This window comes from Verrucomicrobiia bacterium (genome assembly GCA_019634635.1).
In the GTDB taxonomy this organism is placed as follows: Bacteria; Verrucomicrobiota; Verrucomicrobiia; order Limisphaerales; family UBA9464; genus UBA9464.
In genome coordinates this window covers 59,756-75,837 of the sequence record JAHCBB010000007.1, presented here as the reverse complement: position 1 = coordinate 75,837, position 16,082 = coordinate 59,756, and the positions used below count along the sequence as shown (strand labels likewise).

Genomic DNA, 16,082 nt, shown 5'->3' with positions numbered 1-16,082 from the left:
CGGCTTCATGTCGCGCATGTTGAAATCGTCCGGAGCGGCGGGGGCGGCGACCCTCATCAGCCGGTTCCTGGGATTTCTGCGCGAGGCGGTTTACGCCGGGTTCATGGGCATCGGTCCGGTCGCGGACGCCTTTTACTACGCCTATTCGCTGCCGAACCTCTTGCGCCGGCTTCTGGGCGAGGGAGCCCTGACCGCCGCCTTCATCCCGGTCTTCAAGGAACGCGAGCAGGGTTCGGATGCCGCCGCCCTGTGGCGCTCGGTGAACGCGGTCCTGTGCGCACTGGGGCTGCTGCTGGGAGCGGTCGTGCTGCTGGCGATGGGGGGGCTTGCGGGCATCGTCCTGTGGGTACCCCTCCCGATGCGGGCGGCGCTGAGTGCGCGCCTCATGCTGGTGATGTTTCCGTACGTGGGCTTTGTCTGCTTTGCGGCGGTGTTCATCGGACTGCTCAATGCCCGCGGGCGTTACTTCATGCCGGCGCTGGGTGCGGCGCTGCTGAACGTGGTGATGATCGCCTCGGTGTATCTGCTGGCACCGCGTTTCGGCGCGACGCTGGAGCAGCAGGTCTTCGGCCTTGCGGTGGGGGTGGTGATCGCCGGGTTTCTGCAGGCGGCGGCCCAGTGGCCGATGCTGCATCGCGACGGGTTTCGATTCGCCTGGGTCAACCCTTTCGGAAACCCCACCGTGCGCGAGGTCGCCCGCAGGATGGGTCCCGCCACCCTCGGGGTGGCGGCGTACCAGCTCAATGTCGTGGTCACCCAGACGCTGGCGGTGTCCGAGGCGCAGAACGTTTTGTCCGCCTTCAACTATGCCGTCCGCCTCATGGAACTGCCCCAGGGGGTCGTCGGGGTCTCCCTGGCCACCTATCTGCTCGCCGAGTTGAGCGGGCTCGCCGCCGGAAAGCGGCTGCCGGAATTCCGCACAGCCCTGCGGGACGGGCTGCGCCAGCTCGTGTTCATCAATACCCTGGCGACCGTGATCCTGCTGGTCCTGGCGCGTCCGATCATCCGGCTGCTGTTCGAACACGGAAAATTCACCGCCGCGGACACCGGCCTCGCCGCGCAGGCCTTGTGGTCGCTGGCCCTGGGTCTGGTGTTCTTCTCGTTGAACAGCATTTATGCACGGGCATTTTATGCACTGGGCGACACCCGGACGCCGATGCGGATCAGCGTTGCCGCCCTCGCCGTCAACCTCGTGTTTGCGCTATTCCTGATCCCGCGGCTTCACCAGGCGGGCATGGGGCTTGCCAACACGCTGAGTGCGGCCTGCAACACGCTGCTGCTGATGTACGCCTTGAAGCGGGTGTTGCCTCGGTTCGGATATGGGGAGGCCGTGGGGCATCCGGGATCCCTGCTCGCCGCCGCGGCTGCCGCCGCCGGGGTGGCGGCGTTGCTTTGTGCGGGATTTCAACACTGGCTCGGGTTGAACGGGTGGCTGTCCAGGGGCGTCACCGTGTTTGGCGCCATTGCCGGAGCCTCGGCCGCGTACCTCGGCGTGGCGCTGGCGCTGGGGATCCCGCAGGCGGAGGAGTTGCTCGCGTTCGCGCGGGCCCGCTTCCAGGGAGTCCGGCGCCCCTGAAACCGCCGGGGCGGCCCAAGGAACAATTCGGGAACATTTCGGGGATTGGCGTTCGGGCCCGGCGCATTAACCTCCCGGCCCACGGATGTTCCTTGTCCTCCAAAACCGAATCTCCGGGCTGCTCGACACCCTGGGAGCGCTTGCCCAGCTGCTGGGCGAGGCGATCCGGTCGGTGCGTCACCGGCGACCGTCGTGGCCGGATTTCATCGAGCAGCTGTACCAGGTGGGGGTGAAATCCCAGAGTGTCGTGCTGACCACGGGTGCGGCCACCGGCATGGTGCTCACGGCGCAGACCTACTTTCAGTTTCACAAGGTGCGCCTCGACACCGCCACGGGTGCGGTGGTCAGCGTCGGCATGGCCAGCGAGCTGGGTCCGGTGCTGGCGGGCCTGATGCTCACGGCGCGGGTGGGCGCCTCGATGGCGGCTGAACTGGGCACCATGCGGGTCACCGAGCAGATTGATGCGCTCCGCACCCTCGCCACCCATCCGGTGGACTATCTGGTCGTGCCCAGACTGCTGGCCCTGACGGTTGCGGCGCCGCTGCTCACCGCGGAGGCGGTGCTGGTTGGCATCGCCGCCAGCTACCTGGTCGGGGTCAAACTGCTGGGCATCGAGGGTGCGTACTATCTCGCCTACATCAACCGCTACACCGCCCCTTCCGATATCGTCATGGGGCTCATCAAGGCGGTGCTCTTCGGGCTGGCCATCGCCCTGATCTGTTGCCACCGGGGCCTGACGTGTCCGCAGGGCGCCGAGGGTGTTGGCCGGGCCACCACCGAGGCGGTCGTCGCCGCCAGCATCACCATCCTGGTCAGCAACTTCTTCCTCACCCTGCTGCTCACCCGGCTGCTCGTTTGAGCCGGATCCAGCCCGCGCATGATTGAGGTCCTGGAAGTCTGGAAGGGGTTTGGGGACACCTCCGTGCTCCGCGGGGTTTCGCTGCGGGTGGAACGTGGGGAGTCCGTGGTGATCATCGGGCGGAGCGGCGGCGGGAAGAGCGTGCTGCTCAAGCATCTGGTGGCGCTGTTGCAGCCCGACCGGGGACGCGTGGTGGTGGACGGCACCAACCTCTGCTCACTCGACGAACGGGCGCTGCTTCCGGTGCGACGAAAGTTTGGAATGTTGTTTCAGGGGGCGGCCCTGTTTGATTCGTTGAACGTGCTGGAGAACGTGGGATTTGTCCTGAGGCGCGAAGGACGTCACACCGCGGGCGAGGTGCGGCGATTGGTGGCGGAAGCGCTCGAGATGGTCGAGCTCCCCGGAACCGAGGACAAGAAGCCCGCGGAGCTTTCCGGCGGCATGCGGAAGCGGGTCGGTCTCGCCCGGGCCATCGTGTACCGGCCGCAGATCCTCCTGTACGACGAGCCCACCACCGGGCTCGATCCGATCGCGGGCGCCCGGATTGATGCCGTCATCCGGCGGGTCTGGAGCCAGCTCGGAGTGACGAGCATCGCAGTCACCCATGACATGGCGTCGGCCCGGAGGATCAGCGATCGCATCCTCATGCTGCACGACGGGGTCATTCACGCCGACGGACCCACGGCCGACATCCTCGGCTCCGGGGACCCGGTCGTTTTCAATTTCGTCAATGGCATTGCCACCGAACCCGCGCCGGCCCTGCCGGTCCGATCCTGAGTTTCATGTCCTCCGCCCGAAAAGTCGGTATCTTCGTGTTCGTGACCCTCGCGATCATCGCGGGGATGATCCTCAACTTCAGCAAGGGCCGGGGGCTGTTTGCCCGGACGTACACGATCCGCGTGCTGAGTGTCGAGGTGGGCGGATTGAAGGTCGGGGCTCCGGTGGCGATTTCCGGGGTGCCGGTGGGCAGCGTGACCCGGATCGAGCTGACCGAAGACCGGCGTGCGGTGGCCATTTCGGCGCGGATTCTCAGCCGGTATCCGATCCGCCGGGACGCCCGGGTATCCATCGCCCAGTCCGGGTTCCTGGGTGACCAGTACATTGCCATCGTGCCGCAGGGTGAAGACGCCCCATTCCTTGCCGATGCGGAGGCGATCGAGGCGGAGCGCCCCTTTGATCTCCAGGAAACCGCACGGTCGGCGACCACGCTGCTCGGGAAGCTCGACCTGGCACTGGACCGCATCAATGGGGCTGCCAGGCGTCTGGACGAGCAACTGATCACTCCGGAGGCCCTGACCAACCTGACGGCTTCGGCGGAGAACCTGCGCCGTGCGACGGAAGAGGCGGTGCTGACCCTGTCCGACGCCCGGGGACTGATCCGCACCAACGCACCGGTGGTGTCCGGGGCGCTCAGCAATCTGGCGGTGATTTCAGGCACCCTGAAGGGGACGACGGACCAGCTGGACGCCTTTGTGACCGAACAGCGTCCGGCGTTGCAGTCCCTCGTATCCACCGCGGGCGCGGCGACTGCCGATCTCAAGGCGATCACGACCGACCTTCGGCAGGGCCGCGGTGTCGCGGGGGCGTTGCTCAGCGACGAGGACCTGCGGCTCCAGTTGGGCAGCGCGTTGACCAACCTCGCAATTGTCTCCAGCAACATCGCGCGATTTGGAATCCTTCACAAACCCCGCCCGCCGCGCGAAGTCCCGACCAATCGTGTCCGCATGATGGGCCGTGATCCGCTGGCGCCGCGGCGTTGATTCCCTCAGCGCCCGGCGGGTTCTGCGGGTATGGCCGCCTCGGCTTCGGCGATTGCCTTCCGCGCGATCCGGGTGACGTAGGCGAGGAATAGAACGGCGACGACCAGCCCGGAAACGGTCAGGAGGGTGTGGAGGTGCCGATGGGCCCCCGGGTTCGCGGCAACCCGGACGATGTGTCCGGCCACGTGGCCCAGATAGACCTCGACCCACAGGGTTGGAAGGATGCCGAGGCTGGTGGCGAGGAACGGTCCGAAGCGCGTGGACGTGGTTCCCAGCAAATAGCTGACCGCGACCGGGCTCAGCGGGGTCAGTCGCAGCAGGAACAGGAAGCGGAGGCCCTCGCGACCGACGGCGCGCTCTACGGCCGCGAGGCGCGGTTGATGTTCGATCCAGCGTCGGACCGGGCCGCGCAGCCATCGTCTGGCGAGGGTGAAGTTCAGCGTCGCCGTCAGCAACACCGCAGTGGTCATCAGCGCCGCCCCCCCTGCGAACCCGAAGAGCGCCCCTGCCGCCACGGCGAAGACGGTGTCGGGAATGAAGAGGGAGGTGCCGACGATGGCGGCCGCGACGAAGATCAGCCATCCCAGGGCTCCTTGTTGAGCCACCCAGGACTCGAGCGCCGGCAATTGGTGGCCAAAGCGCGTTCCAAACCAGGCGGCCAACGCCAGGAGGACAAGGCCCAACACCAGGTGGTGGCCCGCCGCCGGTCGGGCGTTGCCATGGGCGGCCTCAGGGATTCCCGACTCGGATGGCATGCCGACAGCGTGCCGCTGTTGGAGGGCAAAGGCGATACCCGGAATCCGGCCTGCGGAACGAAGTCGTTGGCTCCGGGGGGCACCCGACGTCCATTCCGGAGCCAAAATCATTGCAGACCCCGGCACATCCCCCTATTCAGCCGCCACACGGATGGGCACCCAGTACAAGATGATCGGTGGTGATGGCCGGGAGTATGGTCCCGCCACGCTGGAGGAGCTTCGGCAGTGGTGCGAGGAGGGCCGTTTGTCCCATGGCACGCCGGTCTGGCGGAGTGATGAGGCGCGGTGGCGTCCGGCGGGGGGCTGGGACGAATTGAAGTGGGATCTCCAGACCCCGGCGGTGCCCGCGCAGGCATCGGACGCACCGGCTCCACCCCTCCCGGCGGCCGCCCTGGTGGCGGCGGGATTCTGGGTTCGTGTCGCCGCCTATCTTGTGGACTGGGTGGTGCTGACGACGATCACGGGCCTGGTCACCCTGCCTTGGGCGGAACCACTGGCCCGCCTTCAGGCCGAGTTTTTTGCCCAGTGGAAATCGGCGACCCCGGACTCGCAGGTGATGATCCGCTATCTGCTGGTGTCTCTGGCGATTCACCTGCCGCTGGGGCTCGCGTACTTCGCCGGGTTTCATGGGGCGCTGGGCGCCACGCCCGGAAAGCAGATCCTGGGGTTGCGGGTGGTCCGGGAAGATGGCAGCGCACTGGGGTTTCCGCGGGCGTGTCTCCGCTACGCCGCCGCCCTCCTGAGCAGTGCCTCCTTTGGGATCGGCTACCTGCTGGCGGCCATACCCCCCGAAAAACGGGCACTTCACGACGTGCTGGCCCGGACTCGCGTGGTGCGGGTGCGCTGACGCCAGGAACGGAATTTCCCGGGCACGACGATCACCGGACTTCGGGGATGTTCAGTTTTTGTCCCGCCCGGAGTCGTTTTGGATCCTTGAGCTCCGGGTTGGCGGCCAGCACGTGGGCCAGGGTGACCTTCAGCCCCTTCGCCTGATTGTAGGCCGCGATGATGGTGCTCACCGTTTCGCCCGGGCGCACAACGTGCTCGTACATGTATTCGGGAAGCCGCAGCTCGGAGGACGGGCCCTGTGAGGAAACGGAATCGCCGGGGCGCGTTCCGGGACGGGTTCTCGGCGGCTCCTTGGCGGCCGCCGCGACCGCCTTGCTGGCTTCGCGGGCAATGTCTGCGAGCTGGGTCTTGACGTACTCGGCATCCGCGGCACGACGGCGGTCCACTTCCTGAAGCTGGTCCACCACCTGCTTGAGCTGGTCGCGGGTTACCTGGTCACGCTGTCCCGCCAGCTCGACGCGAAGCTGGGCGTTTTCCGACCGGACGCGCTCCAACTGCTCCCGTAGTTCCTGGATCTGTCGGCGAAGGCTTTCCTGTCCCTCCGTCAGCGCCTCCACGGTCCCGTTGAGGCGTCGGAGATCCTCGGCATCCACCTGTGCGCGGGCCGGAATGAAAAGAAGGAGCGCGGTGGCAACGAGGGTGACTGCGGCAGTTCTTTTCATCCGGAGCCAACCTAGGAACGGCCCCGGTTCCCATCAAGCGTTTGTCGGGACGGCGCCCCACCTCGAGCCCCGCGAGGCGCCTGCTCAATGCTCAATAGTCGAGCGCCAGGCTGTCGGCCGCCGCCGCCCGCTCCATGCGCCCCGCCGCCTCGCCCTCGGGATCCCTCGGCGGATTGGATGCTCCCTGTGCGGCCGCGGAGGCAAGGAGACGGACGAGCACACGGTTCAGGCAGGCCCATTCCCGCCGGCGGAACTGCCGGAGCGCCTGCGCATCCGGCAACTCGCGGGCACAGAGGTAGCGAAGATCCGCATCCGTCCTGACCTGATTCTCAATGTCCTCGGAGCTCAGCAGTCCCCGGGCGTAGGCGTAACTCATCAGCGTCGCCAGCATGCGGTAGGAGCAGGCGGGAGTTCCATCCGCGCCACGAAATTCACGCGCCTGGATCTCCTCGGCCGCGACGGCCTCCAGGGCGAGCTGCATCAGCCGGACCGCCCCCACCGTTTCCGCGAGATCGGGCGGGAACCTGGGTAACGCATCCGCAGCGTCTGACCGAAGCGATCTCATGGAAGTGATCCTGCCACCCTCCTTGTGACAGATCCGTGACACCGGGGTGACTTCTTCCCGCCAAGTTGATCCTGGATAGATATCACCGCATCCAGATGCGTTGATTTGAAACTTGAGCTCCAGTGGGTGAGCGATACGCTGAGGTCATGGTCAGCGGCGATCTTGGGGCAGTCTCCTATGCGCGGGGCGGGGGCCTGATCCCCTTGATGGCACAGCGTATTGTCTTGATTGACGGGGCGATGGGGACGGTGATCCAGCGCTATCGGCTGGGGGAGGCCCAGTTCCGCGGCGAGCGGTTTGCCGGGTGGAAGGGCAAAGATCTCAAGGGCGACAACGAACTGCTTCAGATCACCCAGCCGCAGGTGATCCGTGAGATTCACCGGCAGTACCTTGAAGCGGGTGCCGACCTCATCGAAACGAACACCTTCGGCGCCACGACGATCGGCCAGCACGATTTCTTTTTCCGGGATCCGGAGGGCCGCAAGGATCCGGCGTTTTTTGACGACGTCATCCGTGATCCGTTCCTGGCGGGTCTTGCGAGGGAGATGAACCTGGCCGGAGCCAGGCTTGCCCGTGAGGCGGCCGATGAAGTGGCCGCGGCGACCGGAACCCCGCGGTTCGTCGCCGGGGCGATCGGGCCCCTGCCTGTCACCACCTCGCTCTCGCCGGATGTCAACGACCCGGGATTTCGCGCGGTTACGTTTTCCCAGCTCTGCGTCGCGTATCGGGAGCAGATTGAGGCGTTGCTGGACGGCGGTGTGGACGTGCTGTTGGTCGAGACCATCTTTGACACGCTCAACGCGAAGGCGGCGTTGTTCACGCTTGAAGAGGTCTTCGAGACCCGGGGGTTTCGTCTGCCGGTGATGATCTCGGGGACCATCACGGACCTCTCCGGCCGCACCCTGACCGGCCAGACGGTGGAGGCTTTCTGGCATTCCGTTCGCCACGCGCAGCCGGTGACCATCGGGTTCAATTGCGCCCTTGGGCCGAAGGAGATGCGGGCCTACGTCGAGGAACTCCACCGCATCGCCGATACGGCGATCTGCGTCTACCCCAATGCCGGACTCCCGGATCCGCTGTCGCCCACGGGGTTCCCGGAAACCCCCGAGTCCCTGGCACCCCAGATCCGCCCGTGGGCTGAAGCGGGCTGGCTGAACATTGTCGGCGGGTGCTGCGGCACCACGCCCCAACACATCCGGGCCATCGCCGACGCGGTGCGGGGTCTGGCACCCCGCGTCGCCCCGTCGCTGCCCAAGCGGCTCCGCCTTTCGGGAATGGAGGCCTTCACCCAGACTCCGGAGACGAATTTCATCAACATCGGCGAGCGGGCCAACGTCACCGGATCACCGAAGTTCGCGAAGCTGATCCTTGCCGGGCAGTTTGAAGACGCCCTCGCCATCTGCAAGCAACAGGTCGAAACCGGCGCCCAGATCATTGATGTGAACATGGACGAGGGGATGCTCGACGGTGCCGCCGCCATGACCCGCTTTCTCAATCTGGTTGCGGCCGAGCCGGATATTGCGCGCGTCCCGATCATGGTGGACTCGTCCAAGTGGTCGGTGATCGAGGCGGGACTCCGCTGCCTCCAGGGCAAGGGCATCGTCAATTCCATCTCCCTCAAGGAGGGCGAGGCACGGTTCCTGGAGCAGGCCCGCCGGGTCCGCCGTTATGGCGCCGCCGTGGTGGTGATGGCCTTCGACGAGCAGGGGCAGGCCGACACCCTTGAGCGAAAAACCGCGATCTGTCGGCGCACCTACGACCTGCTGGTGCATCAGGCGGGATTCCCGGCGGAAGACATCATCTTTGATCCCAACGTTCTCACCGTGGCCACCGGGATCGAGGAGCACAACCCGTACGCGGTTGATTTTATCGAAGCCACCCGCTGGATCAAAGAGCACCTCCCGCTCGCCAAAGTCAGTGGTGGCATTTCCAATATCAGCTTCAGTTTCCGGGGCAACAACCAGGTCCGCGAGGCCATGCACAGCGCGTTCCTGTATCACGCGATCCGCGCCGGCCTGGACATGGGGATCGTCAACGCCGGCCTGCTGGAGGTGTACGAAGAGATCCCGGACGCGCTGCTGACCCGCGTCGAGGACGTGCTCCTCAACCGTCGTCCCGACGCCACCGAGCGGCTGGTCGCCTACGGCGATGAGGTCAAGCGACGGAACTCGGGCATCACCGCCGAATCCCGTGCCGATGAGGCATGGCGCAGTGCGCCGGTCGAGGAGCGCCTGAAGCACTCGCTGGTGAAGGGCCTCGACGCGTTCGTCAACGAGGATGTCGAGGAGGCACGACAAAAGCTGGGGCAACCCCTCAAGGTGATCGAAGGCCCGCTCATGGACGGGATGAACGTCGTCGGGGACCTGTTCGGCGCAGGCAAGATGTTTCTGCCACAGGTGGTGAAATCGGCGCGCGTGATGAAGAAGGCCGTTGCCTATCTCACCCCGTTCATGGAGGCGGAAAAAGCCGCCGAAGCGGCGGCCGGCCGCGCCACGCGCGCCCAGGGACGCGTCCTCATGGCCACCGTGAAGGGTGATGTCCACGACATCGGCAAGAACATTGTCGGGGTGGTGCTTGGCTGCAACAACTTCGAGGTCATTGACCTGGGCGTCATGGTGTCCTGCGAGAAGATCCTGGCGGCGGCACAGGAGCACCGGGTGGATGTCATCGGACTCAGCGGCCTGATCACGCCGTCGCTCGACGAGATGCAGCACGTTGCCCGCGAGATGGAGCGGACCGGGTTCAAAGTGCCGTTGTTGATCGGCGGCGCGACCACCAGCCGGGCCCACACGGCCGTCAAGATCGCCCCGGGCTACAGCGAGCCCGTCGTGCATGTCCTCGACGCCTCGCGCGCCGTTCCGGTGGTCAGCAGCCTGCTGTCCCCGGACCAGAAACCCGGATTCGTCGAGCGCTTGCGCGCCGACTACGAGCGGGCCCGTGCCGCGCATTCCGGACAGGTGCAGAAACTCAAGACCATCGGACAGGCGCGCGCCAACGCGGCACGGCTCCGATTTGACGACCTGCCGCAGCCGGAATGTCCCGGCATCCAGGTTGTCAACGACCTTCCGCTCGAAGTGCTCCGGCCCTACATAGACTGGTCCCCGTTCTTTCATACCTGGGAACTGCGCGGACGCCATCCCGCCATCCTGACCAACGCGAAGTACGGGGCCGAGGCCACGCGGCTTTTTGCGTCGGCGCAGACGCTGCTGGACGAGATCATTGCCGGAAGGCAGCTGCGTGCCCGGGGCGTCTTCGGGATCTTCCCCGCCAACCGGACCGGGGAGGACGTCGAGCTCTATACGGACGACTCGCGGGCGCAGGTGTTGACCCGGTTTCATTTTCTCCGGCAGCAGATGGAGAAGGGGGACAACTCCCCGAACTGGTCCCTGGCGGATTATGTGGCCCCGAGGCCTGCAGCGGATCATCTGGGTGCCTTTGCCGTGACCGTTGGCGAGGGGCTTGAGGCGCTGGTGAAGCGGTTCCGAGCCGAGCACGACGACTTCAACGCCATCATGGCGGAGGCCCTTGCCGACCGGCTCGCCGAGGCGTTTGCCGAATATCTCCACCGCAGGGTTCGCGAGGCATGGGGTTTCGGGCGGGAGGAAAACCTGACGCCCGAGGATCTGATCGAAGAGAAGTATCGGGGTATCCGCCCGGCACCGGGCTATCCGGCGTGCCCGGATCACACCGAAAAGGGGATCCTCTGGGAATTGCTCGACGTGGAGCGGCACACCGGAATCCGACTCACCGAGAACTTCGCGATGTGGCCGGGCAGCAGTGTCAGTGGCCTCTATTTCGCCCATCCCGAAGCGAAATACTTCGCCGTGGGAAAACTGGATCGCGATCAGGTGGCAGATTTGGCGAACCGCAAGGGGCGTCCGCTGGCGGACATGGAGCGCTGGCTGGGTCCCTGGCTCAACTACGAACCCGCCGTGGCCGGGGCGCCCCCGCCCATGAACGAACCCGGGACCCGTCCGCAAGGGGCTCCAACGTCGGAAGCCGGCTAAGCGGTCCGGGAGGCCGCGGACGACGCTTCGGCGGGGGTGCCGTCTGGAAGCGCCGATGGCCGGCCCGGGCGTTCCCCCGCACCGGCCTCCAGGAATCGGTGCCGGTGGGCTTCCACGATGTGCCAGGCCAGCAGGACAAAGAGGCTCAGTTGGTAGGGGCGCATGGTGATCGGGCTGTTGTAGGGACTGTAAAACAGCCACATCATCAGGCACAGATGCAGGGACCGCCCGCCCAACGTGGTGGTCGCTCCCATCCATCCGGTCGCCCACCCCATGACGAAGAACATCACAACCGCGCCGATTTCGCCAAAGTCAATCGCGGCATCCCGGATGGACGTGCCCCAGACGTTGGTGTAGGTGCCGATCGCCTCGTACATGATGTCAATCTGATCGCGCTTCTCCTGCCAGTCGTAGTCGGGAATGCGCTGGGCAATGAGCGAAAACTGGTAGAGGCCGTAGTGGTGGGGGAAGTTCAGCCCCCGGTAGTAATCCAGATAGTAAACCGGATCGCTGGAAAACTGCAGAAGGAGCCATGCCGCCGAGACGACAAACGGATGTCCGGCGATGCCGCCATCCTGAACCCGGATCAGTGTCGAGGCCTTGGCCGCGATGGATTCCCCGAAGACCGGATTCGCAAAATTGCTCTCCATTCGCTTCTCGACGAACAACACGTTGACCACGTAGAGGGGAATCAGAAACGCCGTGCCCAGCACCAGTCCGCGCAGGGAGAAAATCTGACGGGGAAACCGGGTCAGCACGCCGCACATCCCGAGCGCGATGGCGATCATCGCATAGACGCGGGCACCGAAGTTGATCATGAATCCCGCCCATCCCACGATGGCCGCCACCACCGCGATGGCGATCCACAGCAGGGGTCGTCGCGTCTGGGCCGCCAAGACGATCGCGATGAGGGAACTCGCGCCCCCGGCGTGGAACAGGTAGCCCTGAAGGCGGGTCATGGTAATCGCCTTCTCGTGCAGCAGGTTGCGGACCTCTTCCAGCGAGTACGACGTGTTCCGGGTCAGGATCCAGAACAGGAATCCCGCGGCCGCCCCGAATGCGGCAAGGCCAAGGACCAGCAGGATGCTTGCAGGACGGGGTGGGTCCACGAGGGGGCGGGGTGTGACCAGCAACCCAAGCGTCGCCGCGGCGATGCAGGTCGCGATCAGCACCCAGGTTCCCGCCGAAATCGCCTTGTCCAGCGGGGGATCCGCCAACAGGACCACCAGGATCGGCAGGAACCAGGACGCCAGCATCAGCGTGAGAGCCGGCCGCCGCTGCATGAGCGCAAACACAACGGCATCCTGCCGGGGGCTCCGCGTACGGACCAGAAAATTGGAGCCCCTGCCGGGGACCCGGGATCCGCACCGATCTCCCGCCCGGATTCGCAGGCATTCGGGGAGGCGACGGGACAGGACCCCGCGATGGGGGCGTCGCGGTCCGTAACGGCTTCGGAGCCGGGGATGGGACCGGCGGATCCGCCCGGGTGCCTTGCCACAACCGCCGACGCTCCGCATGGTCGGCACACCGCATGGGGATGAACCGACAGTGGGCGGGCGGGTGGGTGGTGGCGGCGGCGGCGCTGGTTGCCGGGACGCTGGGCTTGCGCGGCGCGACCCTGACACGCCTATCGGCCCCGGAACCGGCGTCCCAACGCGCCGGATTTCACCGCCTCGATCCCGCACAGACCGGAATCACGTTTGCGCATCGGATCCCCGTCTCCCGGCATCTGACCAATCAGATGCTTCTGGATGGCGCCGGGGTGGCGCTTGGGGATGTGGACGGCGACGGGCGTCCCGACATGTTCCTCGCCGCCACCGACGGGGGCAGCCAGTTGTGGCGCAATGACGGCGGCTGGACGTTTCGCGACATCACCGCGACGGCCTTCGCTGGCGCCGGCGATGCCCTGGCAGCGGACGTCACGGCGGCCGCCTTCACCGACCTCACCGGCGACGGGGCGGTGGACCTCGTCCTGAATTCCCATGGTCACGGAGTGCGGGTGCTGGTGAACGACGGACGCGGAACGTTTCGTCGCCTGGGTTTTCGGCAGGTGTCCGCCCGTGGCGGCCATTCGCTGGCGCTGGCGGATGTGGACGGGGATGGCTGGGTGGACCTGTACGTGTGCAATTACCGGCAGCATGCATTGATGGACATGCCGGGCGCGCGCGCGACGTTTTCGGGATCGGGGGCTTCGCGTTCGGTTGCCACGCTCGACGGCCGGCCGACGACAGCGCCCGACCTGACCAACCGGTTTGTCATCAACGCCGCCGGGGGCATTGACGAACTGGGCGAGGTGGACGTGCTGTACCGCAATCTGGGAGGCACCAATTTCGTTGAGGTGCCCTGGACCGGCGGCGCCTTTCTGGACGAGGCGGGCCGCCCGCTGACGGAACCGCCCCGTGACTGGGGGCTCGCGGCGCAGTTTTGCGACGTGAATGGCGACGGACGTCCAGACCTCTACGTCTGCAATGACTTCCAGTCCCCGGACCGGTTTTGGATCAATGAGAGTTCCCCGGGCACGGTGCGGTTCCGGATGATTCCGCGGGCGGCGCTTCGGCATACGAGCCTGTTCTCGATGGGGGTGGACTTCGCCGATGTCAACCGGGATGGGCTCCCGGATTTTCTGGTTCTCGACATGCTCAGTCCGGATCCGGTGCGCCGACTGACGATGCTGGATGGCACGCCGACCGTGCCGGTGGCCATGGCCGACCCGCTGGAGCGTCCGCAGACGGATGCCAACACCCTGTTCCTGCAGCGTCCCGACGGCTCGTTTGCCGAGGTGGCGGCGTTTGCCGGCCTGTTGGCGACGGACTGGTCCTGGACACCGGCGTTTCTGGATGTGGATCTGGACGGCTGGCCCGACCTGCTGGTGACCGCCGGGCAGGAGCGCGGCTCCCGGGATCTCGACGTGGCGGAGCAGCTGAAGACGTTTCGCCGCACCGGGCTGCGCACCGACGCTCAGATTTTCCGGGAGCGTCTGAAGTTCCCGCGGCAGGAGGTCCGCCTGCAAGCCTTCCGCAATCGCGGCGTGAGCGGACCAGGCGACGTTCCCGTCTTCGAGGAGGTGGGGGGGGTGTGGGGCTTTGAGTTTCTCGGAGTGAGCCATGGCATGGCGCTTGGGGATCTCGATGGCGACGGCGATCTCGATGTGGTGGTGAACCATCTGGGCGAGACGGCGGGAATCTACCGGAACGAAGCCCCCGGGCCGCGACTGCAAGTCCGCCTGAGAGGCCGGCCGCCCAATACCGGGGCGGTGGGCGCCCGGTTGCGATTTGGCTGGGGACCGGACCCGGAGTCGGCGCTCCGCCTTCAACCGCAAACGGCGCAGGTTTTTGGCGGGGGCCGCTACCTTTCATCGGACGCCCCGGAGCGCACGTTTGCCTGTCCGGGACCCGGTCGCGGCGTCCTCGAGGTTTGGTGGCCCTCGGGGGGCAGATCGGTGGTGCGCGAATTGGAGGCGGGACAGCGGTGCGATCTGGTGGAACCCGGGGAATCGGTCGGAGCGATGCCGGGGGCACCGCCCGCCCCGGAAGTCGGGCTTCGATTTCAGGCATTACCGATGCCGGTGTCGAGCGCGGCGCCGGTTGAGGATGAGTTCGCCCTTCAGCCACTGCTGCCACGGCGTCAGACCACGCGCACCCCGGTGCTGGCATGGAACCAGGCGCCGGCGGAGGGGCGGGCATCCTTCTGGATCGGGGGTGCCAGCGGCCAGCCGGTCCGCGAGGTCTCGCTCACGGGAATACACCTTTCCGCGGTCCGGGAGTTCAATCACCCGGGTCCCTCCGCAGCCGTGCTTCCGGTGGACGGCCGCCTGTGGGTGGCGGAAGCGGCCCGACCCGGAGGGGGGCCGCCACGCGGGTCATTGGTCCTTTTGGATCCGGGAACCGGCGGGCGCGAGGCCATGCCCACGCCGGTCACCGTGCCCGTCGTGCTGGCGGTGTCGCGTCCAACAGCCGGGGGCCGATGGCTGTTTATCGGGGGTGGGCCGGTGCCCGGCCGATATCCGGAAAGCGCCCTGAGCGAGGTCCGACGGATTGACGCCGATGCCGGCGCCGAGTTCAGCACCCCACTCGAGCTTGGGATGGCCCGAGCGGCGCAGTTTGTGGATCTCGATGGGGACGGCCGCGAAGAGTTGGTGGTGGCCATCGAGTGGGGGGCACCCCTCGTTCTTCGGCAGGAGGCGTCCGGTTGGGTGGTCTGGAATCTGGGGGTCCGCGGTGCGGACGGCGGGGCCCTCACATCGCTGGCCGCGTTGACGGGATGGTGGCAATGCGTGACTTCCGGAGATTTCGACGGCGACGGGGTTCCGGATCTTGCCCTGGGCAACTGGGGCTTGAACTCTGCCGAGGCCCTTTACACCGGGACCGCCCCGGTGGCGGGCGGTCCCGTGCGACCCCTGGCGATCTACTGGAACCTGGAGCCTTCAGGACCTGGTGGTGAATGTCTTGAGGCCTATACCGATGCCGATGGCGTGGTGCGCCCGGTGCGCAGCAGAACTCGACTCGGACCGCATCTGCCGTGGCTGCTGGAGCAGTTTCCGACCCATCGGGCGTTCGCCACCGCCTCAATGGCCGGAATTCTTGGGGATCGGATGGATCACGTCCGCCAGCGCGAATGCCGCTGGCTGGCTTCCGTGCTGCTTCTGAACCGGGGTGACCATTTCGAGCTTGTGCCGTTTCCCGGGGAGGCCCAGCTCGGTCCTATTTTCGCCCTGGCCGCCGCCGACTTTGACGGCGATGGGCGGATGGATCTTTACGGGGCTCAGGGTTTTTTCGGACAGGGCTTTGGCGGCACCCGTGATGACGCCGGGGAAGGGGTCTTCCTACTGGCCCAAGGGGAAGGGCGCCTGCGTGCGGTTTCGTCGGCTGCGGCGGGTGCCCGTCTCCTGGGGGAGCAACGAGCCGTCCTGACCGGTGATCTTGACGGCGACGGCCGCCCCGACCTGGTGGTGGGAGTTCACGGTGGTCCGGTCGTCTTGTTGCGCAATGTGACTCGGTGATCCATCCGTCTCCGGGCTGCCCTCTGGCGATGGGTTCTGGTGAACTCCGC

At 66.5% G+C, this 16,082-nt stretch carries 11 protein-coding genes; 7 read left to right on the top strand and 4 right to left on the bottom strand.

Annotated features, from left to right (window positions below):
* The first annotated feature begins 7 nt into the window (after positions 1 to 7).
* The 4 genes from murJ (at position 8) to KF791_06635 (ending at position 4,195) form a co-directional block, all read left to right on the top strand.
* A complete protein-coding gene (gene murJ, locus KF791_06650) occupies positions 8 to 1,576 on the top strand; it encodes a murein biosynthesis integral membrane protein MurJ (protein MBX3732258.1) in 1,569 nt (522 codons plus the stop codon).
* Between the two features lie 85 nt (positions 1,577 to 1,661).
* The gene (locus tag KF791_06645) at positions 1,662 to 2,435 is read left to right on the top strand and encodes an ABC transporter permease (protein MBX3732257.1); all 774 of its coding nucleotides are present in this window, start codon (positions 1,662 to 1,664) and stop codon (positions 2,433 to 2,435) included.
* Between the two features lie 18 nt (positions 2,436 to 2,453).
* A complete protein-coding gene (locus tag KF791_06640) occupies positions 2,454 to 3,212 on the top strand; it encodes an ATP-binding cassette domain-containing protein (protein ID MBX3732256.1) in 759 nt (252 codons plus the stop codon).
* 5 nt (positions 3,213 to 3,217) lie between these two features.
* A complete protein-coding gene (locus KF791_06635; protein MBX3732255.1) occupies positions 3,218 to 4,195 on the top strand; it encodes an MCE family protein in 978 nt (325 codons plus the stop codon).
* A gap of 5 nt (positions 4,196 to 4,200) precedes the next feature.
* Here the strand turns inward: KF791_06635 and KF791_06630 are convergent, their stop codons facing one another.
* Positions 4,201 to 4,950, bottom strand: coding sequence for a VTT domain-containing protein (locus KF791_06630; protein ID MBX3732254.1), 750 nt, complete (start codon positions 4,948 to 4,950; stop codon positions 4,201 to 4,203).
* A gap of 151 nt (positions 4,951 to 5,101) precedes the next feature.
* On the opposite strand from KF791_06630, the gene KF791_06625 reads away from it, so the two are divergent.
* Positions 5,102 to 5,797 (top strand): RDD family protein, encoded by a 696-nt coding sequence (locus tag KF791_06625; protein MBX3732253.1) that lies wholly within the window; start codon positions 5,102 to 5,104, stop codon positions 5,795 to 5,797.
* A gap of 31 nt (positions 5,798 to 5,828) precedes the next feature.
* Here the strand turns inward: KF791_06625 and KF791_06620 are convergent, their stop codons facing one another.
* Both KF791_06620 and KF791_06615 read right to left on the bottom strand, forming a co-directional pair.
* Positions 5,829 to 6,461, bottom strand: coding sequence for a LysM peptidoglycan-binding domain-containing protein (locus KF791_06620; GenBank protein MBX3732252.1), 633 nt, complete (start codon positions 6,459 to 6,461; stop codon positions 5,829 to 5,831).
* A gap of 91 nt (positions 6,462 to 6,552) precedes the next feature.
* Entirely contained in the window at positions 6,553 to 7,026 is a 474-nt protein-coding gene (locus tag KF791_06615) for a transposase (protein ID MBX3732251.1), read from the bottom strand.
* Positions 7,027 to 7,172: 146 nt separating this feature from the next.
* On the opposite strand from KF791_06615, the gene metH reads away from it, so the two are divergent.
* Positions 7,173 to 11,033 carry a methionine synthase gene (gene metH / locus KF791_06610; protein ID MBX3732250.1) on the top strand — a complete coding sequence of 1,287 codons (3,861 nt, stop codon included), beginning with the start codon at positions 7,173 to 7,175 and terminating at the stop codon, positions 11,031 to 11,033.
* Here the strand turns inward: metH and KF791_06605 are convergent.
* The gene (locus tag KF791_06605) at positions 11,030 to 12,328 is read right to left on the bottom strand and encodes an oligosaccharide repeat unit polymerase (protein MBX3732249.1); all 1,299 of its coding nucleotides are present in this window, start codon (positions 12,326 to 12,328) and stop codon (positions 11,030 to 11,032) included. The genes metH and KF791_06605 overlap by 4 nt on opposite strands.
* A gap of 242 nt (positions 12,329 to 12,570) precedes the next feature.
* Between KF791_06605 and KF791_06600 the strand changes: the two genes are divergently transcribed.
* Entirely contained in the window at positions 12,571 to 16,032 is a 3,462-nt protein-coding gene (locus tag KF791_06600; protein ID MBX3732248.1) for a VCBS repeat-containing protein, read from the top strand.
* The last annotated feature ends 50 nt before the right edge of the window (positions 16,033 to 16,082 follow it).